Source organism: Montanilutibacter psychrotolerans, assembly GCF_003719825.1.
GTDB classification, from domain to species: domain Bacteria; phylum Pseudomonadota; class Gammaproteobacteria; order Xanthomonadales; family Xanthomonadaceae; genus Montanilutibacter; species Montanilutibacter psychrotolerans.
On the sequence record NZ_RIBS01000004.1, the window covers coordinates 308796 to 330799 of the forward strand.

The window sequence follows — 22004 nt, forward strand, 5'->3', positions numbered from 1 at the left end:
TCAGCTGGTCGCCTTGCTATGGCGCTTGGCACGCAGGCGCAGCACGCGTCCGCCGGCGATGTCTCCCCGGGTCTCCAGCAGCAACGCCAGGTGCATCAGGCTCTCCTCGTGGTCCGGTTCCAGGTACAGGGCCTTGCGGAAGCAGTCCTCGGCACGTGCCGGTTGGCCGTTGGCCCCGTGCACCAGACCGAGCAGGTGCAGCACCGTGGTCGACGGGCCGCGCGTCTTGAGCAGCGCCTCGCAGGCGGTCGCCGCCTCGGCGAACTGTCCGCCATCGGCCAGTCGCTGCGCGGCGTCCAGGGCCGCATCGCCAGCCGGGGGCGACGGCGGTGCGGAGGTTGCGGCCTTTGACGGCGCAGGCGCCGTGGCAGGCTTGGGGCGGGGGACCGCGGCAGCCGCGGCATCGACCCGGGCGGGCGTTCGCGGGGTGGTGGCGGTGCGGGCGGCCGGCACCTGGGACGCGGGAGTGTCGGTTCGCGTGTCCGGCTTGCGGAACGCGAACGCCATCGGCATCTGCGCCGAGACGAAGCCCAGGTTCAACATCAGGCCGGTCTCCGCCGGGCCGACGAACAGCAGGCCGTCCTGCCGCACCAGCCGTGCCAGTACCTCGACAACCTGGACCTGGGTCTCCAGGTCGAAATAGATCAGCAGGTTGCGGCAGAAGATCGCGTCGTAGATTGCCTGGCCCGGCAGGAACGTGCTGTCCATCGCGTTGCCGTGGATGAACCGCACGTGCCCGCGCACCGTATCCGACAATTGCCAGCCGCCGGCCACGTGCGCGAAATGTCGGTCGCGAAACCGTACATCGCCCCCGCGGAACGAGTTGCGTCCGTACCGCCCGCGTCGTGCCTTGGCCAGCGAGTGCTCGCTGATGTCCACCGCGTCGATGCGCAGCAGGTTGGCGGGAAACTCGGCATCCAGCAAGGCTATCGCCATCGTGTAGGGCTCTTCCCCCGAAGAGCACGGCAGGCTCAGCAGGCGCAGTGAACGACCCGGGTTTGCGGCCAGCCAGCGCGCGTCGAACACCCGGGCCAGCGCCGCAAACACTTCGACATCGCGGAAGAACGACGTCTCCGGAACGATGACCGCTTCGATCAGCTCCTGGCGCTCCTCCGGCGACTCCTGGACGAAGTGCCAGTAGCCAGCCAGGTCGTGGCGCTTGCACGCGGCCATGCGCGTCTTGACGGCGCGCTCGACCACCGACGGGCCGACCGTGCTCGCGTCCAGTCCCATCGCCTGCTTGAGCCACAGTTTGAAGTCGTCCCACTGCATCAGCCGGCGACCGCCTGCGTGAACAGCTGGTCGCGCAGCGCATCGGGAAGCAGGTGTTCGACCTGCACCCATTGCAGCAAGCCGCGTGCATCGGATGCGAGGGGGCCCAGGTAGCGCGCGCCGCCGTTGTCCACGCCGCTGGGCACGAACTGCGCCGGGTCGCGGACGACCGTTTCCAGAGCCTGCTCGGCAATCAGTCCCAGCCACCGCGTCTCCCCCGCGCCAACCGGGTAGTCCACGACCAGGACCCGGGTGCTGCGCCGCGGCTGCGAAGGCCGACCAACCGCCAGCACGCTCAGGTCGATCAAGGGTACCGGCGTGCCGCGGTAGTCGAACGCGCCCACCACGGCCGGCGGCGCCTGCGGGATGGCTTTGGGCACGACCAGCGGAAGCACCGCGGCGATCTTCGCCGCCTCCATCGCGTAGCGATCCCCACCCAGTTGGAATAGCAGGAAAAGCACGGCTGGGCGCTCCTTGTCCGGACGGTCATTGCGGCGGTCCTCGCGCCGCCAGCGCTTGGGCTATGCCTGCAACTTGAACTTGGAGACGCCATCGCGAAGACCCGCGCTGACCTGGTGCAACTCGTCGATCGCCTGGTTGGACTGGCGCAGCGCATCCACCGTCTGCTGCGCCGCTTCGCTCAACTGGGTCAATGCCAGGGTGATCTGTTCGGCGCCGGCCGACTGCGCCTGCACGCCTTCGTTGACCGCCTCGAACCGCGGCACCATCGCCTGCACGTGCTCGATCACCTGCGACAGCTGGCTGCCGACCTGCTGCACGTCGCTGGTGCCGCGGCGCACCTCTTCGGAAAACTTGTCCATGCCCATCACGCCGGCCGATACCGCCGACTGGATCTCGCGGACCATCTGCTCGATGTCCAACGTCGCCACGGCGGTCTGGTCGGCCAGCCGACGGATCTCCGTGGCCACCACCGAGAAGCCGCGCCCGTACTCGCCGGCCTTCTCGGCCTCGATCGCGGCATTGAGCGACAACAGGTTGGTCTGGTCGGCCACCTTGGTGATGGTGGTGACCACCTGGCTGATGTTGTCGGCCTTCTCGGTCAGCACCGCCAGCTTGGCGTTGATCGAGGCGGTGGCGTCGATGACGCGCCGCATGGTTTCTTCCATCTGCACCAGCCCGGTCTGCCCGCTGCCGGCCAGCAGCGAGGTCTGCTCCGCGCCGGACGCCACCGCGCCCATCGTGCGCGCCAGCTCCTTGGACGTGGCGGCGATCTCGCGCGACGTCGCACCGATCTCGGTGGTGGTCGCGGCGATCTGGGCGGCCGTGGCCTGCTGCTCGCGCAGCGTCGCGGTGATCTCGTTGATCGACGAGTTGACCTGGATGCCGGACGTCTGCACCTGGCCGACCAGCGAGGAGAGGTCCAGACCCATGCGGTCGTAGCCCTGGGCCAGCACGCCGAACTCGTCGCTGCGGGCCAACGCGAGGCGCTGGCTGAAGTCGCCCTTGGCCATGACCTCCGACGCGCGTGTCAGCAGGTGCAACGGCTGAATGATCGCCTTCAGCAGGTAGAAGCCCGACAAACCGGCCAGGAGCAGTGCGCCGATGAATGTCGCGGCGATCTCGATCTCAGCCGACTTCACGGCATCGTCGATGCGCTTTCCGGCTTCGACGGCGGTCGCGTGGTTGTAGTCCATGACCTGCTCGATCGCCTTCTCGCCCTGTCCGAAGGCCGGATCCAGACTGCCACGCATGAAAGCGCCGGCGGCCGCGACATCGGTGGTGCCCAACCGGAGCAGGTTGGGCTCGAGGGCGAAGTAGGCTTCCGTGGCCTGCTTGACTCTCGCGACGTTCTCACGGTCCTGGGCCGTGGTGATGGTGCCTTCGTAGTTGCCCAGCGCGGTTTCGAACTCGGCATGGGTGGCCTGCAGGCGTTCCTGCGCCAGCCGCCTGGCCTGGGCGTCGTCCGTGCCAACCAACGCGTGGATGGCCACGTAGTTGGCATGCCAGGCCGACTCCATTTCGCCGGCAAGGTGCATACCCGGAATGGAATCCAGTCGCAGCAGCGCCTCTTCTTTCTCGATGCGGAGCAGGCGCTGCAGCGCGATTCCCCCCATCACCAGCATCACCACGAGGATCACCGCAAAGCTCAACAGAATCCGTTGGCGGATCGTGACGTTCTTCATGAACGAACCCCGGATGAATGTCCTCGACGAGGGCATATCACGGCCCATGTGAGGACGATTTTCACGCGGTCCCGACGCCCACCCACGGCGGCGTCCGCCCGTCGAAGCCGGCGTCGTCGTTGCGGTGAGTGTCGGCCGCGCGGCAGCTACTCGGTGATGTCGACCCGGTAGGTCTCGCGAAGGAACAGCGAACCGATCACGAAGGTTATCAGGGCGATCACGATCGGGTACCACAGGCCGTAGTAGATGTTGCCCGTGGCCGCGACCAGGGCGAACGAGATCGTCGGCAGGAAGCCGCCGAACCAGCCATTGCCGATGTGGTACGGCAGCGACATCGAGGTGTAGCGGATGCGGGTCGGAAACAGCTCGACCAGCCATGCCGCGATCGGCCCGTAGACCATCGTCACGTAGATCACCAGCACGGTCAGGATCAGCAGCACCATCGGCTTGTTGATGCGCTCCGGATCGGCCTGGGCCGGGTAGCCACCGCGCTCGAGCGCGGCCTTGAGCGCACCGGTGAACGCCTCGCCGTGCGCCTTCGACACGTCCTTGGGCAGGCCGGTGGCCTCGTAGCTGGCGACCGGCACCGAACCGATCGACACGCTGGCGATCGCGCCCACCGCCGCCGGTTGCACCGTGTAGGGCACGCCGGCCTTGGCCAGCGCCGCGGTGGCGATGTCGCACGAGCTGGTGAACTGCTTCTTGCCGACCGGATCGAACTGGAAGCTGCAGGTGGCCGGGTCGGCGGTGACCACGGCCGGCGCGCTGGCGCTGGCCTCGGCGATTGCCGGGTTGGCGTAGTGGGTGAGCGCCTTGAACAGCGGGAAATAGGTCAATGCGGCGATCAGGCAGCCGGCCATGACGATCTTCTTGCGGCCGATGCGGTCGGACAGCCAGCCGAAAAACACGAAGAACGGCGTGCCCAGGATCAACGCGCCGCCGATCAGCAGCCAGGTGGTGGTGCTGTCGACCTTGAGCGACTGGCTCAGGAAGTACATCGCGTAGAACTGCCCCGCGTACCAGACCACCGCCTGGCCGGCGGTGGCACCGAGCAGGGCCAGCAGCACGATGCGGCCGTTCTTGGAGAAGAAGCTCTCGGTCAGCGGCGCCTTGGAGGTCTTGCCTTCGGCCTTCATCTGCTGGAACAGCGGCGATTCGGCCAGCTGCATGCGGATCCACACCGACACGCCCAGCAGCACGATCGACACCAGGAACGGGATGCGCCAGCCCCAGGCCTCGAACGCCTGCACGCCGATGCTTTCGCGCACGCCCAGGATCACCACCAGCGACAGCAGCAGGCCGATCGTGGCGGTGGTCTGGATGAAACTGGTGTACAGCCCGCGCTTGCCATTGGGCGCGTGCTCGGCGACGTAGGTGGCCGCGCCGCCGTACTCGCCGCCCAGCGCGAGTCCCTGCAGCATGCGCAGCACGATCAGGATGATCGGTGCGGTGATGCCGATGCTGGCGTAGCTGGGCAGCACGCCGACCAGGAACGTCGAGATGCCCATGATCACGATCGTGACCAGGAACGTGTACTTGCGGCCGATCATGTCGCCCAGGCGCCCGAACACCAGCGCGCCGAACGGACGCACCGCGAAGCCGGCGGCGAAGGCCAGCAGGGCGAAGATGAAGCCGGTGGTCTCGTTGACGCCGCTGAAGAACTGCTTGGCGATGATCGCTGCGAGTGAGCCGTACAGGTAGAAGTCGTACCACTCGAACACGGTGCCCAGGCTGGACGCGAAGATGACCTTCTTGTGCCCCTGGGTGAGGCTGCCGGCGGGTGCGGCGCCGGCGGATGCGATGGTGCTGGACATGGGTGGTTCCCCTTGGCGAGTAGCGGCAATCGGAAGCCGGGATGCGTGGGAGGTGCGTGGGATGTGCTTGGAATGCCGGGCGTGCGGGCGTCGAACGCCGGCACAGGGCTAGAAACTGTATTTGACGTGTGTCTGCACGCGGTTGAGCTCACCCGAGTCGCCGCTTTCGATCTCGCGCTTGCCCCAGATCAGCTCGGCCCCGAGGTCGAGTTTGGGCAGTGGCGAGTAGATCAGATTGAGGTGGGCCGAGGTGGCCGAGCGGGTGATGCCCAGCCCGGTGAGGTCGGTGGGGTTGTCGTACTGCGCAACCGAGACCATCAGGTTGCCGCGCAGCTTCGGGGTGAACACGTGGCGCCAACCGGCGAAGCCGGCCACCACGTCGATGTTCTCGAGGTCGCCGGTGGCATCCAGCACCGCATCGTTGTTGAGGCCCAGTCCGAGGTAGCGACCGATGCCGCTGCCGGCGGTGACCATGTAGCGCAGGTCGTCGTTGCTGCCCAGGTTGACCTTGCCCGACACGCTGACGCCGTAGCCGGTGGCGCTGGAGCTGATGCCGGCCGGACCGTTCTGGTACTTCAGCTGGCGCACCAGTCCAGCGACGCCGACGTGGCCCCACGCGCCCTTGGCGGTGTACCGGGCGATGACGTCGGGCACGGCGCCGTCGTCACCGGCGATCTGCGCCATGCCGCCATTGAACGGCGTGATGGCGGTCTCCGGATTCTCGATCGACACCGACCACGGCCCGCGGGTGTAGCGAACCTGCGCCTGACGCACGAAGGTGGTGCCCTCGGTCGGGCCGACGAAGTCGACCGCGTCGGGCAGCGCCGCGGTGTCCTGGAAGTTCGACCAGGTCTGGCCGGCCAGCCAGCCGTTCCAGCTCACGTAGGCCTGGCGCATCGTCAACGCGTAGGTGTTGGTGGCGATCTCGTTGCCGGTGAACGCGGTGCTTCCGCCGCCGAACAGGTCGAACTCCAGGTAGCCGCGCAGCTTGTCGCCGCTGTCCAGGTCGGTGTCGGCGGCAAACCAGAAGCGCGAGTACTGCGCGCCCATGTCGGTGTCGGTGCCGCTTTCCTTGCTGTGGCCGTTGCCGACCGGAATCGTCTTGGGAAGGTAGAACGTGCGGCCGACGCTGCCGTCGGCGATGTCGCCGTCGTTGGTGCGGGTGACCGACGCGTCGAGCTTGATGAAGCCGCCGTAGCTGAAGCGCGTGCCGGGGTTGCCACCGGGCAGGATCGACGATGCCTGGATGGCCGGCTTGCCGCCCGCGGTCGCGGACGCTGCGGTTGCGGGAGCGGTGACCTGCGCGCTGCGCACTTCGGTGATCTGCACCTGATGCTGCGATTGCTGCGAGACCAGTTGCTGCACCATCTTCTCCAACTCGGCCACGCGCGCCTCCAGCTCGACTTCCTTGGCGGTCTGCGCCATCGCGAAGCCAGGCAGTGCCAGCGCCACCAGCAGCGCGGCGGCCAAAGGTCGGGTGCGGTTCGATGCGATCTTCGATGCGATCTTGCGGGTGGACATGTCTCCCCTCCATGCGGGTGCGTAATCGGCAAACCGCACGCAACACCGCACGGCGCCGGCAGACTGCGTGGCCATCGCGCCGCACCACCATTCGCCATTGGTCGTAGGGACGCGCATTCAGGCGGTGGCCTGCGACCATGGTCTAAGGACTGCGCTCGCGAGCGTTGCCGCGGATGCGGCACACTGCAGTCCCTGCGCGATGCGCTCGCGTGCGCCGTCGCCCACCAACGTTCCGGAGTGCGCCATGACCCAACCCGCCTGCTATCCGATCTCCGAGGCATTCGCCGCACGCGCGCGCATCGGACGCGACGACTACCAGCGCGACTACGCGCAGTCGGTGTCGGAGCCGGAGGCGTTCTGGGGGCGTATCGCGCAACGGCTGGAGTGGTTCCGCGCACCCACGCGCATCAAGGACACCAGCTTCGCACTCGAGGATTTCCGCATCCGCTGGTACGAGGACGGCGAACTCAACGCCAGCGTCAACTGTGTCGACCGCCACCTCGCCACGCGCGGCGACAAGACCGCGTTGCTGTTCGAGCCCGACTCGCCGGACGCGCCCTCGCAGCGCATCAGCTACCGACAGCTGCACGAGCGCGTGTGCAAGCTCGCCAATGCGTTGCGTGCGCTGGGCGTGCGCAAGGGCGACCGCGTCACGATCTACCTGCCGATGATTCCCGAGGCCGCCGTGTCGATGCTGGCCTGCGCGCGCATCGGCGCCATCCACAACGTGGTGTTCGGCGGCTTCGCGCCAAACTCGATTGCCGACCGCGTTGCCGACAGCACCAGCAAGCTGGTGATCACCGCCGACGAAGGCCTGCGCGGTGGCAGGAAGGTGCCGCTCAAGGCCAACGTGGACGCGGCGCTGAAGCTGCCGGGTACCGATTCGGTCGAGACGGTGCTGGTGGTGCGTCATACCGGCGCGGCGGTCGAGATGCAGATGCCGCGCGACCGCTGGTTCGATGCGGTGGTCAATGACCAGCCCGCGCAGTGCGAGCCCGAGCGCATGAACGCCGAGGACCCGCTGTTCCTGCTGTACACCTCAGGCAGCACGGGCAAGCCAAAGGGCGTGCTGCACACCACCGGTGGTTACCTGGTCTACGCCAGCTACACCCACGAGGCGGTGTTCGACCTGCGCGAGGACGACGTGTACTGGTGCACCGCGGACGTGGGCTGGGTTACCGGCCACAGCTACATCGTCTACGGGCCGCTCGCCAACGGCGCCACGGCGCTGATGTTCGAAGGCGTGCCGAACCATCCGGACGTGTCGCGCTTCTGGCAGATCGTCGACAAGCACCAGGTCACGATCTTCTACACCGCGCCCACCGCGATCCGCGCGCTGATGCGCGACGGCGACGAGCCGGTCCGCCGTACTTCGCGCCGCTCGCTTCGCCTGCTGGGGACGGTCGGCGAGCCGATCAATCCCGAGGCCTGGCGCTGGTACTACGAGGTCGTCGGCGATTCCCGTTGCCCGATCGTCGACACGTGGTGGCAGACCGAAACCGGCGGCATCCTGATCAGCCCGCTGGCCGGCGCGATCGACCTCAAGCCCGGCTCGGCGACCAAGCCGTTCTTTGGCGTGCAGCCGGCGCTGGTCGATGCCGGCGGCAACGTGCTCGAGGGCGAAGCCGAGGGCAACCTGGTGCTGCTCGATTCCTGGCCGGGGCAGATGCGCACCGTGTACGGCGATCACCAGCGTTTCATCGACACCTACTTCAAGACCTACCCGGGCACCTACTTCACCGGCGACGGATGCCGCCGCGATGCCGACGGCTACTACTGGATCACCGGCCGCGTCGACGACGTGATCAACGTCAGCGGCCATCGAATCGGCACCGCGGAAGTGGAGAGCGCGCTGGTGTCGCACCCCAAGGTCGCCGAGGCTGCCGTCGTGGGATTCCCGCACGATCTCAAGGGACAGGGCATTTACGCCTACGTCACGCTGATTGCCGGCGAGGCGAACAGCGACGCGCTGCGCCGTGACCTGATCGCCCACGTGCGCAGTGAGATCGGCCCGATCGCGACGCCGGACCACCTGCAATGGGCGCCGGGCCTGCCCAAGACCCGCTCGGGCAAGATCATGCGCCGCATCCTGCGCAAGATCGCCGAGTCGGGTTCCTCGGAGCTGGCGCCGGAGCAGCTGGGCGACACCAGCACGCTGGCCGACCCCTCGGTAGTGGAAAGCCTGGTCAACGAACGCCTGCGGCGGTGATCACGCGCCCGGCCCTCCCGACCGCCTTGCAGGCCACATCGATGCCCACGCTGCTGATCGCCGATGACCATCCGCTGTTCCGCGAGGCCTTGCGCGGCGCGGTGGCACGCCTGCTGCCCGAGGCGCGGCTGCACGAGGCCGACAGCGTCGATGCGCTGTACGCGCTGGTCGATGGCGAACCCGATGCGGACCTGTTGCTGCTCGACCTCAACATGCCGGGCGCCCAGGGTTTCAGCGCGCTTGCGCACCTGCGTGCACTGCACCCGCAGCTGCCGATCGTGGTGGTTTCCGCGCGCGAAGAGCCCGCGGTGATGCGGCGGGCGCTCGATCACGGTGCGCTCGGTTTCATTCCCAAGTCCGCCGATTCGGCGACGCTGGGCACCGCACTGGCCAGCGTGCTGGCCGGCGATCGCTGGGCACCGTCGGCGGCGTTCGATGCGCCGGCTGCCGGCGTGGAAGAACACGACGCCGCGCAACGCCTGCGTGATCTGACGCCACAGCAATTCCGCGTGTTGCAGATGCTGGGCGCAGGCCTGCTCAACAAGCAGATCGGCTACGAGCTCAGCGTCTCCGAGGCCACCGTGAAGGCGCACGTGACCGCCATCCTGCGCAAGCTCGGCGCCAACAACCGCACCCAGGCCGTGTTGATTGCCGGGCGCCTGGCGCTCGACCCGGGCGCGATCGTCTTGCCGCCCGACGACGCCGACTGAACCCGCGCCGCGCACGCGCTCCGGGAGTCGCGCCATCACCTCGTCCTCGTCCGCACTGCAACGCTGCGCACGTTACAGGTTGTGACGGCGGTCGCAGGCAACTGGCACCGCCATGTTGTTCGATGGAGGTGTGTGACGGGGGGAACACAACATGCCTAGACGCGGTCTGCCGCGGCCCGATCGGGCCGAACTGGTAATGAGAGGATTGGCGGCGCTTGCGCTGCTGGTGGCAGTGGCATGGAGCTGGCTGGCTGGCGGGGCGATGCCGACGCCCTGACGCGCCAACGTGGTGGCACCTCAGCGGTGCCGCTGCGCCGCCAGGAACGCGCGCAACGACGCCGGTTTGACCGGCTTGGTCAGAACCGTGCAGCCGCGCTCGCGCGCGGCCAACTTGAGCGCGTCGCTGCCATCTCCGGTCAGCAAGGCGGCCGGCAACGAACGGCCACTGCGCACGCGCAACGCATCGATGACGCGCAGGCCGTCGAGGCGGTCGTGCAGATGGAAGTCGACCAGCACGACATCGATCGGCGCGGCATCGACGCGCGCGGGATCGTGGCGTCCGGCCATCAGTTCCAGCGCCTCGTCGACAGTGGCCGCGGTCAGCGCCGTGACGTGCCAGCGTTCGAGCAATACGCGCATGCCGTCGAGGATCTCGCGGTCATTGTCGACACACAGCACGTGCAGGCCGGCAAGCGAATCGGCGTGCCCCACCGCGCTGGCATCCGTCACAGTCGCTGCATCGGGCGCCACCTGCGGTGCACCGCCGGGCGGCACGCCGATCGAGAACACGCTGCCGTGGTTGAGCCGCGAGCGCACGCGCAGCGGGTGGCCCAGCATGCGGGCGATGCGCTGGCAGATCGACAGCCCCAACCCGAGCCCGCGTTCGCCGCCGATGCCGGGTTGTTCGAAGCGGCGGAACTCTTCGAAGATCTGCTCCAGGTGGTGCCCCGGAATCCCGGGGCCCGTGTCCCAGACCTGCAGCTCGACTGCGCCGCCTTCGCGCACGCGCGCGGCCAGCAGCGCGCCGCCGTCGCGGGTGTAACGCAGGGCATTGGCGAGGAAATTCTGCAGTGCGCGCCGCAACAGACGGCGATCGCTGCGCACCGGCAACGGCATCGGCGGCACGCGCACGCGCAGTTGCAGTCCGCGCCCCGCCGCACCGGGTGCGTACTGCGCGGCGAGTTCACGCAACAGCTCGCCGGCATCGAAGTCGGACAACTCCGGACGCAGCGCGCCAGCATCCAGCCGCGAGATGTCCAGCAATCCGTCGAGCAGATCCTCGGCCGCGCGCAGCGACGCGTCGACGCGCTCGGCCAGCCGCACCTGCTCGGCGGGCTCGCTGTTCTCGCGCAACGCGCTGGTGAACAGCCGCGCGGCATTGAGCGGCTGCAGCACGTCGTGGCTCACCGCCGCCAGGAAGCGTGTCTTTGACTGCTGCGCCTGCTCGGCCTCGCGCGTGCGCTGTTCGACGCGATGCTCCAGCGTTTCGTTGACCTCGCGCAGCGCATCCTCGTTGCGCTTGTAGTCGGTGACGTCGCTGTAGCTGGTCACGTAACCGCCACCGGGCAGCGGGCGGCCGCGCATCTCGATCACCTGGCCGCTCGCGCGCACGCGCTCGAACACGTGCGCACTGCCCGCGCGCATGTGCTCCAGGCGGCGGTCCACCTGGTGTTCCGGCACGCCATCGCCCATCTCCCCGCGTTCGGCGTTCCAGCGGATGAGATCGCTGACCGGTCGGCCGACGTAAAGCATCCCGTCCGGGTAGTCGAACAGCTCCTGGTAGCGACGGTTCCACGCCACCAGGCGCATCTGGCGATCGACCACGCTGACACCCTGGCTGATGTTCTCCAGCGTCGTGGCGAGGATTTCGCGGTTGAAGCGCAATTCCTGGTTGGCCTCATCAAGCAGCGCCACCACCTCGCCCAGCTCCATGCCCGAGCCACGCAGCGCGGTGGTCAATGTCAGGCGTGCCGAGGCCGCGCCGATCGCCGAAGCCAGCAGTCGCTCGGTGAACTGCGCGAGTGCGCGGTCGGCCGGCTGCTCGGGTTGCCACGTGTCGCCGTTGCGCGCGGCGTAGTCCTCGAACGCACGCCGCGCATGGCGCTCGCCGACGATGCGTTCGGCCAGTGCCAGCAGCTCGCCGCCGCGCACACTGCCGGCCCATCCGCCGGGACCCAGCGCAGGGCGCTGCACGTATGGGTCCAGGAACGGCGCGGCGCTGAGCTGGTCCTGCAGGCGCGGACGTTGGCGCACGGACACGTAAACGAACGCGGCGACGTTACCCAGCAGCGACCAGAAGGTTCCGTGGGTCAGCGTGTCCCAGCCTTGCAGGCCGAACAACTGCTGCGGGCGCAGCCAGCCGATCGCAAACGGTCCGTGCTCGATCCATTGCACGCCGGCACCGCCGTCGCCGAACCAGCCATCGCGTGCCAGCGTCGGCAGCAGCAGCGTGTACGCCCACAGCACGGCGCCGACGCACAGCCCCGACAGCGCGCCGGCGCGACTGGCGCCGCGCCAGTACAGGCCGCCGACCAGCGCAGGGGCGAACTGCGCCACCGCCGCGAACGCCAGCAGGCCGTGCGCGGCCAGGCCCGCATCGCTGGCGGGCGAGGACGCGGCGCCGCGCTGGTACGCATACGCCATCAACGCCAGCGCGAGGATCGTCGCGCGACGCACCCACAGCACCTGGCGATCGATGCCGTGGGCTTCGCGCAGCGCGCCGCTGCGCAGCAGCCACGGCACCACCAGATCGTTGCTGACCATCGTCGACAACGCGACGCTGGCGACGATCACCATGCCCGTCGCCGCCGAGAAACCGCCGATGTAGACCAGCAGTGCCAGCGTGTCTTGGCCGAGCGCGAGCGGCAGCGCAAGCACGTAGCTGTCGGGCGACACCGAACCGCCGCCGAGCACTGCCTTGCCGGCCAGGGTGATCGGAACCACCAGCACGCAGATCAGCGCCAGGTAGCCGCCAAACAGCCAGCGCGCCGGACGCAGCGTGGCCGGATCCTGGCATTCGACCACCGCGACGTGGAACTGCCGCGGCAGGCAGATCAGCGCGAGAAACGCGAGCAGGGTCTGCGCGACGAAGCCTTGCGGAAGACCGGGCGCGGTGACCACGGCGGCGGCCTGCACGACGCGCTCGCCCAGGTGTCCGGCGCCGGGCAGATGCGCAAACGCGAACACGCCGATCGCAACGAACGCCAGCAGCTTGACCAGCGACTCCAGCGCCACCGCCAGCACCATGCCGCGGTGATGCTCGGTGGCGTCGATGCGACGCGTGCCATACAGGATCGCGAACACCGCCAGCAGCAGCGCGACGTACAGCGCCGGATCGACCAGCACCGGGCTGTTTCCCGGCGTGCCGGCGAGCACCTGCAGGCTCATCGCCACGGCCTTGAACTGCAGCGCCACATACGGCACCGCGGCGATCAGCGCCAGCGCCGCGACCAGCGCCGCCAGACCGGGCGCGCGACCGTAACGCGATGAAAGAAAGTCGGCGATCGAGACGATGCGCTGTTCGCCGGAGATCAGCACCAGCCGCTCCAGGATGCGCCAGCCAAACGCCAGCAACAGCAGCGGCCCGAGGTAGATCGGCAGGAAGCCCAGGCCCGTGCGCGCCGCCGTGCCGACCGCGCCGTAGAACGTCCACGACGAGCAATACACCGCCAGCGCCAGCGCATAGATGGCCGGACGCATGCGCAGCAGCAACGGACCGTCGGGATGGCGATCGCCGTAGTAGGCGACGGCGAACAGCATGCCGACGTAGCCCAGCGAGACCAGCAGCAGCAACCAACCTGGAATCACCCGTGCGCATCCCCTTTGGTGGATGGATGCAGTCTAGTGGTTGGCGCAGGCCTCGCGCGCCTCACGGGTGCAACGTGCACGCCGTGCGGATTCGTCGTGCGGATTCGTCGTGCGGATTCGTCGTGCGGATTCGTCGTGCGGATTCGTCGTGCGGATTCGTCGTGCGGATTCGTCGTGCGGATTCGTCGTGCGGATTCGTCGTGCGGATTCGTCGTGCGGAGCCGGGCGCCATAAACGCACGATGGAGACCACTACCCCAGCACCATCGCAGCAATGTTTCCGAGTGATGCGCGTTCGACATCGCGCGTCGCCACGCAAGCCGAGACCTTGTTCGCGCCAAACCTTGTTGCAATGCACGATCGCGGGCCGGCGCACGATGGTTTCGATGCGTGCGCCGCGTGCCCTTGCGCAACCGCCTCTGCGGGCTTTTGAGCGCGTGAAGTCAAGGCCTCCTTCACTACCGCCGTCCGGATTGCGACGGGCAGCGGATCACGGTTCGAGGACAAGCGTTTGACAGTCCGTCCGACAGCGACGGATAACGACCGTCGGGCTATCCGCCCATGCGCGCAGGGGGCGCGCAGTGCACCGGGACATTGTCGCGTCGCCGTTTCTGACGCCGTGGAGTGGTTGTCGCCGGCACATCACATCAGCCGCGGGAAAGGACTCTGCAACGGAACGCCGCGCGTTCCGCACGGCCTGCCGCGGTCCACATGGATAGGGAGATGCGCATGAAACCTTCTCTGCCGCTGTACTCCGCCGTCACGCTGGTGACGGGCGCACTGTTTGCCTGCCTTCCGATGCAGGCCATCGCCGCCGGACCCGCGATCGTCGCCAATGCCGCCGCGCCCAAGCCGATGAAGATCGCCGATCAGCGCAGCGTGTCGCTGAGCCTGCGAGCCGGCGGACCCGGGCTGGTGGCGCAACCGATGCAGGTGATCCGCACCGCCGACGCGGCGTTCATCAAGGTCCACTTCGACCACTTCTCGCTGCCGGCCGGCGTGACGTTGGAGGTCTCCAGCCCCGATCGCCGCGAGGTCTACCGTTACAGCAAGCAGTCGCTCGATCGCCACACCGTCGACGGCGCATTGGGCCAGAACGGCGCGACCAGTTTCTCGGCGATGTCGATCCAGGGACCGGTCGCCGTGCTGCGCCTGGTCGGCACCGCAACCGAAGCGTGGACCGCGCGCCACGGCGTCACCGTCAGCCGCTACCTCGAAGGTTATCCGGAGCGGATGATTCCCGAGCTCGACAACGCCGGCCTGCTGGGCGATGTCACGTCCAAGTCGGTCTGCGGCGTGCAGGACGCGCGCGGGGCGGCCTGCTACTCCAGCAGCGAGCCGGCTGCATTCGACCGCACCCGTCCAGTGGGTCGCATGCTCAGCGGCAGCGGCAGCCTGTGTACGGTGTGGCGTGTCGGTCCCGACAACCGTCTGTTCACCAACAACCACTGCCTGTCGACGAGCTCGGCCGTCGCCGGTTCCGAGTTCTGGTTCAACTACCAGGCCAGCAGCTGCGGTGGCAGTGTCGCCACCCCGACCAAGGTCACCGGCAACACGATGCTGGCCACCGATGCGTCGCTCGACTACACGTTGTTCACCGTCAACAACTTCAGCGCGCTGGCGCCGTTCGGCTGGCTCGGACTCGATATCAGCACCCAGGCCGTGGGCGCCAAGCTGTACATCGCCGGCCATCCGGCGGGCCGTCCCAAGGAACTCAGCGTCGTCAGTGACCAGAACGGCGGTGGCTACTGCCAGGTCGACAACGCCAATGCGGAAGGTGGCCTTGACCTTGGCTACTACTGCGACACCGAAGGCGGCAGTTCCGGCTCGCCGGTCATTGCGCGCAACAGCAACAAGGCCATCGCGCTGCATCACTTCGGTGGCTGTCTCAACAGTGGCGCCAAGATCGCGTTGATCTGGCCGCAGGTCGCCAGCCACTTCGGCAACGTGGTGCCCGATGGCGACAACGGTGGCGGCAACGCGCCGCCCGCGGCGAACTTCGGCGCCGCGGTCAGCGGCCTGTCGGTGGCTTTCACCGACAGCTCGACCGACAGCGACGGCACCATCGCCTCGCGCAGCTGGAACTTCGGTGACGGCACCACCTCCACCGCCACCAACCCCAGCAAGACCTACAGCGCGGCGGGCACCTACACCGTCACCCTGACGGTCACCGACGACGACGGCGCCACCAACACGAAATCCCAGTCGGTCAGCGTGGGCACGGTCGGCAACGTGCTGACCAAGGGCGTGCCGGTGACCGGGCTGAGCGCGGCGGCGGGTGCGTCGTTGAACTACACGATGGTGGTGCCCACGGGCGCGAGCAACCTGACCTTCACGATGTCCGGTGGCACCGGCGATGCGGACATGTACGTGAAGTTCGGCAGCGCGCCGACCGACACGGTCTACGACTGCCGTCCGTACACCGGTGGCAACGCCGAGACGTGCACGTTCGCCGCGCCGCAGGCCGGCACGTACCACGTGCGCCTGAAGGGCTACTCGGCATTCTCGGGCGTGAGCCTGGTGGGCGACTACGGCACGGGCGGTGGCGGCACGCAGACCTACAGCAACGCCGCCGACTACACCATCAGCGACAACGCCACCGTCGACAGCCCGATCACCGTGTCCGGCCGTACCGGCACCGCGCCCAGCAACGCTTCGGTGACCGTGGCCATCGTGCACACCTACCAGGGTGACCTGAAGGTCGATCTGGTGGCGCCCGATGGCAGCCTCTACAACCTCCACAACCGCACCGGCGGCAGCGCCGACAACATCAACAAGACGGTCACGCTGAATCTCTCGACCGAAGCGTTGAACGGCACGTGGAAGTTGCGCGTCAACGACAACGCCGGTGGCGACACCGGCAAGATCGATAGCTGGAGCATCACATTCTGATCGCACGACGCCTGCCTCGTCCCACAACGGACGAGGCGGGTGGCATTCGCGTGTCCGTTGGTCCCCCTTCCATTCACAACGATGGAGTAGCGCATGAAAAGAATTCTGGGTTCCGCCGTACTGTTGGGCTTGTCGATGGGCACGGCGTTTGCCGCGCCAGGACAGGTTGGCCCCGCTGCGTTCGAGCACCGCAACCTCGCGCGTCTGGATCGCGTCGAACAGCGCCGCATGCCGGCCGTCGACGTGCAGCGTCTGCGTCGCGAGGACGCACAGCGTCTCGCCCGTGATCCCGACCAGCCGGTGCGTTTCGCCGCGCCGATGGCGGTCGACATGGACACGAAGAACGCAGGTACCTGGGAGACGCTCGACGCGGATCACGTGATCTGGCGTCTGCGCGTGCAGTCGCAGGACGCCAAGTCGCTGAACTTCGGCTTCAGCCAGTACCACATGCCCGCCGGCGGCCGCATGCTGATCTATCCGGCCTCGCTGGGCGTGCTGGGTGACAAGCGTCTCGTGCGCACCTTCACCGCCGCCGACAACGACGCGCACGGCCAGTTGTGGACGCCGATCGTCGATGGCGAGGAAGCGGTGATCGAGGTCGTGCTGCCGCGCGCCAAGGTCGGCGAGCTCCGGCTGAAGCTGGCCAAGGTCAACCACGACTTCCTGGGCTTCGCCAAGCTTGCCAGGGACCCGGGCCGCGTTACCGCGCAGGGCGTGTCGGGCAGCTGCAACGTCGACGTTGTCTGCCCGGACGGCAACAACCACCGCGACCAGATCCGCTCCGCCGCCGCCTACTCCAAGGCCGGCACCATGTACTGCAGCGGCGCGCTGGTGAACAACACCGCCAACGACCGCAAGATGTACTTCCTGACCGCCAACCACTGCGGCATGGGCAGCGACAGCGCGGCGGCCAGCATCGTCGTGTACTGGAACTACCAGAACTCGGTCTGCCGCACGCCGGGCAGTCCGCAGAGTGGCCAGGACGGCGACGGCTCGCTGAGCCAGTTCAACTCCGGCGCGTTGTTCCGCGCGACCAATGCCGCGTCCGACTTCACCCTGCTCGAGCTCGACGATCCGGCCAACCCCGCGTTCAACCTGTACTGGGCCGGCTGGGACCGTCGCAACATCAACTTCAACGGTGCCACCGGCATCCACCACCCGGCCGTTGCCGAGAAGCGCATCAGCCACTCGATCGTCAGCACGGCGATCACCGGCTACAACGGCGCTTCCGGCGACACCCACCTGTGGGTGAAATGGCAGACCAACGGCGGCATCACCGAGGGCGGCTCGTCGGGCTCGCCAATCCTCAGTCCCGAAAAGCGCATCGTCGGCCAGCTGCATGGCGGCCCGTCGAGCTGCTCGGCGACCGGCGACAACCGCAGCGATTACTACGGTCGCTTGTTCAAGTCGTGGACCGGTGGCGGCACCGCCAGCTCGCGCCTGAGCAACTGGCTGGATGCGGCCGGCACCGGCGTGGAGTTCATCGACGGTGTCAACGGCACGGGCGGCGGCAACGCGGCACCGGTGGCGAACTTCAGCGCCGCGGTCAGCGGCCTGTCGGTGGCGTTCACCGACAGCTCGACCGACAGCGACGGCACCATCGCCTCGCGCAGCTGGAACTTCGGTGACGGCACCACCTCCACCGCCACCAATCCCAGCAAGACCTACACCGCGGCCGGTACCTACACCGTCAGCCTGACGGTCACCGACGACGACGGCGCCACCAACACCAAGACGCAGTCGGTCAGCGTGGGCACGGTCGGCAACGTGCTGACCAAGGGCGTGCCGGTGACCGGGCTGAGCGCGGCGGCGGGTGCGTCGTTGAACTACACGATGGTGGTGCCCACGGGCGCGAGCAACCTGACTTTCACGATGTCCGGCGGCACCGGCGATGCGGACATGTACGTGAAGTTCGGCAGCGCGCCGACCGACACGGTCTACGACTGCCGTCCGTACACCGGTGGCAACGCCGAGACGTGCACGTTCGCCGCGCCGCAGGCCGGCACGTACCACGTGCGCCTGAAGGGCTACTCGGCATTCTCGGGCGTGAGCCTGGTGGGCGACTACGGCACGAGCGGTGGCGGCACGCAGACCTACAGCAACGCCGCCGACTACACCATCAGCGACAACGCCACCGTCGACAGCCCGATCACCGTGTCCGGTCGCACCGGCAACGCCCCGAGCAACGCTTCGGTGACCGTGGCCATCGTGCACACCTACCAGGGTGACCTGAAGGTCGACCTGGTGGCCCCGGACGGCAGCCTCTACAACATCCACAACCGCACCGGCGGCAGCGCCGACAACATCAACAAGACGGTCACGCTGAATCTCTCGACCGAGGCGTTGAACGGCACGTGGAAGTTGCGCGTCAACGACAACGCCGGTGGCGACACCGGCAAGATCGACAGCTGGAGCGTCACGTTCTGATGGGCCTGTCACCCGGCACGGCTGCGCCGTGTCGGGTGGCATCCACGCAACACCCTCTGCCCGGCGCGTTCCCGTTGCGGGTCGCACCGCGCATTGACCGATGAACCGCGATGCCCGGCCAGCCGGCCGGGCATGCGCGCCGAATGTTCGATCACTCCTGTTGCGGCAACGGGCGCGCCCGTTGGCACCCGCCCAGCCCCGGCAGGCGAAGACCACGAGCGCGGCCAGGTGTCCGCGCAAGCCCGATGAGCGTCCACGCGCGGTGCCGTCTGCACCGCATTGCCGCCCACCGCCCGCGAGGGCGCGATCACGCAAGACGCGATCTCGAAATACTCGCGATGCCGGTGCTGATTTCCGCTGTCGCGTCTCCCCCACGCACCGATGGCGTCGCGTCTGCCAAGGCAATCGCCGCCATCGCCCCCGGAGCCATGCCATGCGCATCCAGACCTTTGCCCTGCCGTTGCTGTTGACCCTGGCCGCCGGCGCCAGTGCCGCCGAGCCGCAGCCGGAATTCGTTACCGCCCGCTTCCAAAGCCGCGCCCAGCTGCAGCAGGCCGCGGCGCGTTTCCAGCACATGATCGTCGACCGTCAGGCGCGCACGATCCGCGTCGAGGCAATGCCCGAAGACATCGCTGCGCTGCGCCGGGCCGGCATGCAGGTCAACGTCGACCGCGAGGCCACCCTGCGCATGCATCGGGCCTTCGAGGCATTGCGCCAGAACGCGTCCGGCCGTGTCGGCCCCGCCAGCATTCCCGGCTACGCGTGCTACCGCACCGTCGAGGAGAGCTACACCACGATCGACCAGCTGGCATCGGCCAAGCCGGGCCTGACCGAGGTGCTCACCATCGGCCCGAGCTGGGCGAAGAGCCGCGACGCCGGCGCAGGCTACGACATGCGCGTGCTGCGCATCACCAACGAGGCCACCAACAGCCAGCTTCCCAACAAGCCGGTGATGGTGCTGCTGGGCTCGATCCACGCCCGCGAGTACACCCCGGCCGAACTGGTCACGCGCTTCGGCGAGTGGCTGGTGAACGGCTACGGCAGCAACGACGAGGCCACCTGGCTGCTGGACAACTTCCGCTTCGACCTGGTGCTGCAGGCCAACCCCGACGGCCGCAAGAAGGCTGAAGCCGGCGCCTCGTGGCGCAAGAACACCAACAACCTCAACGGCACCTGCAGCGCCAGCAGCTACGGCACCGACCTCAACCGCAATTTCCCGTTCCACTGGAACACCGCGTCGGGCGGGTCCAGTGGCAACGCCTGCGCCGAGACCTACCGCGGGCCCACCGCGCAGTCGGAGCCGGAAACGCAGAACATCGTGCGCTACGTCGCCGGCGCCCCAGGCGCGGGCAACGTCTACAGCGGTGGCGTGTTTGTCGACCGTCGCGGCGACGCCGCCACCAGCCCGGCGCCCGACGACACCCAGGGCCTGTTCTTCGACATCCACAGCTATTCGCAACTGGTGCTGTGGTCGTGGGGCGACACCAGCGACCCGGCGCCCAACCAGGTGCCACTGCGTTCGCTGGGCCGTCGCCTGGCGTACTTCAATGGCTACACGCCGCAACAGTCCGACGAGTTGTACGCCACCGACGGCACCACCGACGACACGATGTACGGCCTGCTGGGAGTGCCCAGCTACACGATCGAGCTGGGCGTGGCGTTCTTCGAAAGCTGTTCGACGTTCACCTCCACCACCCTGCCCACCAACATGGCGGCGCTGCGCTACGCCGCCCGCAACCTGTGGGCGCCCTACCGGTACCCGGCCGGCCCGGACACGAAGGTCATCAGCGTGGCGACGGCCACCGTTCCGGCCGGCACGCCGGTAACGGTCAATGCCACCGTCAGCGATGCCGACTTCAACCAGAGCAACGGCAGCGAAGCGGTGCAGGCGATCGCATCGGCGAAGGCCTGGCTGGACGCGCCGCCGTGGTCGACCAGCGCGGTGCCCTTCACGCTGTCGGCCAGCGACGGCAGCTTCAACAGCAGTACCGAGGACGTCACCGGCAGCATCCCGACCACGGGCCTGGCCCAGGGCGTGCACACCCTCTACGTGCAGGCCGCCGACGCCTCCGGCAAACCCGGCACGCCCAACGCGGTGCGCTTCACGGTGGGCGGCAGCGGCGGCAACGCGCCGCCCGCGGCGAACTTCAGCGCCGCGGTCAGCGGCCTGTCGGTGGCGTTCACCGACAGCTCGACCGACAGCGACGGCACGATCGCCTCGCGCAGCTGGAACTTCGGTGACGGCACCACCTCCACCGCCACCAACCCCAGCAAGACCTACACCGCGGCGGGCACCTACACCGTCAGCCTGACGGTCACCGACGACGACGGCTCCACCAACACGAAATCCCAGTCGGTCAGCGTGGGCACGGTCGGCAACGTGCTGACCAAGGGCGTGCCGGTGACCGGGCTGAGCGCGGCGGCGGGTGCGTCGTTGAACTACACGATGGTGGTGCCCACGGGCGCGAGCAACCTGACCTTCACGATGTCCGGTGGCACCGGTGACGCGGACATGTACGTGAAGTTCGGCAGCGCGCCGACCGACACCGTGTACGACTGCCGTCCGTACACCGGTGGCAACGCCGAGACGTGCACGTTCGCCGCGCCGCAGGCCGGCACGTACCACGTGCGCCTGAAGGGCTACTCGGCGTTCTCGGGCGTGAGCCTGGTGGGCGACTACGGCACGGGCGGTGGCGGCACGCAGACCTACAGCAACGCGACGGACTATGCGATTGGCGACAACACCACCGTCGACAGCCCGATCACCGTGTCCGGCCGCACCGGCAACGCGCCCAGCAACGCTTCGGTGACCGTGGCCATCGTGCACACCTACCAGGGTGACCTGAAGGTCGATCTGGTGGCGCCCGATGGCAGCCTCTACAACCTCCACAACCGCACCGGCGGCAGCGCCGACAACATCAACAAGACGGTCACGTTGAATCTCTCGACCGAGGCGTTGAACGGTACGTGGAAGTTGCGCGTCAACGACAACGCCGGTGGCGACACCGGCAAGATCGACAGCTGGAGCATCACGTTCTGATCGCACCAGGCACAGCGTGATCCCGTGGCCAGGCCCGTCCATCCGACGGGCCTGGCTGCGCATCGGTCGGTCGACCGGTCACGCACGCACCAGCGCTTGTTCCACCCCGTTCCATCCACCGAAGTCCCGCCAGGGGAGGGGTTCGATGGCTGCTGATCGCACACGGGGA

11 protein-coding genes are annotated in these 22004 nt (G+C 68.1%); 5 read left to right on the forward strand and 6 right to left on the reverse strand.

Annotation, left to right across the window (positions count from 1 at the left end):
- From EER27_RS10510 to EER27_RS10530, 5 genes are all read right to left on the reverse strand, one after another.
- Entirely contained in the window at positions 1-1272 is a 1272-nt protein-coding gene (locus EER27_RS10510; protein ID WP_190285741.1) for a CheR family methyltransferase, read from the reverse strand.
- On the reverse strand, positions 1272-1733 hold the full coding sequence (locus EER27_RS10515; protein WP_123088048.1) for a chemotaxis protein CheW: 462 nt from the start codon (positions 1731-1733) through the stop codon (positions 1272-1274). Before EER27_RS10515 ends, EER27_RS10510 begins: the two co-directional genes overlap by 1 nt.
- 60 nt (positions 1734-1793) lie before the next feature.
- On the reverse strand, positions 1794-3416 hold the full coding sequence (locus tag EER27_RS10520; RefSeq protein WP_123088049.1) for a methyl-accepting chemotaxis protein: 1623 nt from the start codon (positions 3414-3416) through the stop codon (positions 1794-1796).
- A gap of 146 nt (positions 3417-3562) precedes the next feature.
- The gene (locus EER27_RS10525; RefSeq protein ID WP_123088050.1) at positions 3563-5230 is read right to left on the reverse strand and encodes an MFS transporter; all 1668 of its coding nucleotides are present in this window, start codon (positions 5228-5230) and stop codon (positions 3563-3565) included.
- Positions 5231-5338: 108 nt separating this feature from the next.
- Entirely contained in the window at positions 5339-6751 is a 1413-nt protein-coding gene (locus EER27_RS10530) for a DcaP family trimeric outer membrane transporter (RefSeq protein WP_190285742.1), read from the reverse strand.
- Positions 6752-6995: 244 nt separating this feature from the next.
- Between EER27_RS10530 and acs the strand changes: the two genes are divergently transcribed.
- A complete protein-coding gene (acs, locus tag EER27_RS10535) occupies positions 6996-8960 on the forward strand; it encodes an acetate--CoA ligase (protein WP_123088182.1) in 1965 nt (654 codons plus the stop codon).
- A 41-nt stretch (positions 8961-9001) separates the two neighbouring features.
- Complete coding sequence (locus EER27_RS10540) at positions 9002-9670, forward strand: response regulator transcription factor (RefSeq protein ID WP_123088183.1); 669 nt, start codon at positions 9002-9004, stop codon at positions 9668-9670.
- A gap of 297 nt (positions 9671-9967) precedes the next feature.
- Here the strand turns inward: EER27_RS10540 and EER27_RS10545 are convergent, their stop codons facing one another.
- Positions 9968-13477, reverse strand: a complete 3510-nt coding sequence (locus tag EER27_RS10545) for a hybrid sensor histidine kinase/response regulator (protein WP_123088051.1) — start codon at positions 13475-13477, stop codon at positions 9968-9970.
- A gap of 728 nt (positions 13478-14205) precedes the next feature.
- Between EER27_RS10545 and EER27_RS10550 the strand changes: the two genes are divergently transcribed.
- The 3 genes from EER27_RS10550 (at position 14206) to EER27_RS17495 (ending at position 21835) form a co-directional block, all read left to right on the forward strand.
- On the forward strand, positions 14206-16368 hold the full coding sequence (locus tag EER27_RS10550) for a proprotein convertase P-domain-containing protein (RefSeq protein ID WP_190285743.1): 2163 nt from the start codon (positions 14206-14208) through the stop codon (positions 16366-16368).
- A 93-nt stretch (positions 16369-16461) separates the two neighbouring features.
- Entirely contained in the window at positions 16462-18795 is a 2334-nt protein-coding gene (locus tag EER27_RS10555; protein WP_223807275.1) for a proprotein convertase P-domain-containing protein, read from the forward strand.
- 433 nt (positions 18796-19228) lie between these two features.
- Positions 19229-21835: a M14 family zinc carboxypeptidase gene (locus EER27_RS17495; protein ID WP_123088053.1), complete on the forward strand. Its 2607-nt coding sequence runs from the start codon at positions 19229-19231 to the stop codon at positions 21833-21835.
- Positions 21836-22004: the final 169 nt, after the last annotated feature.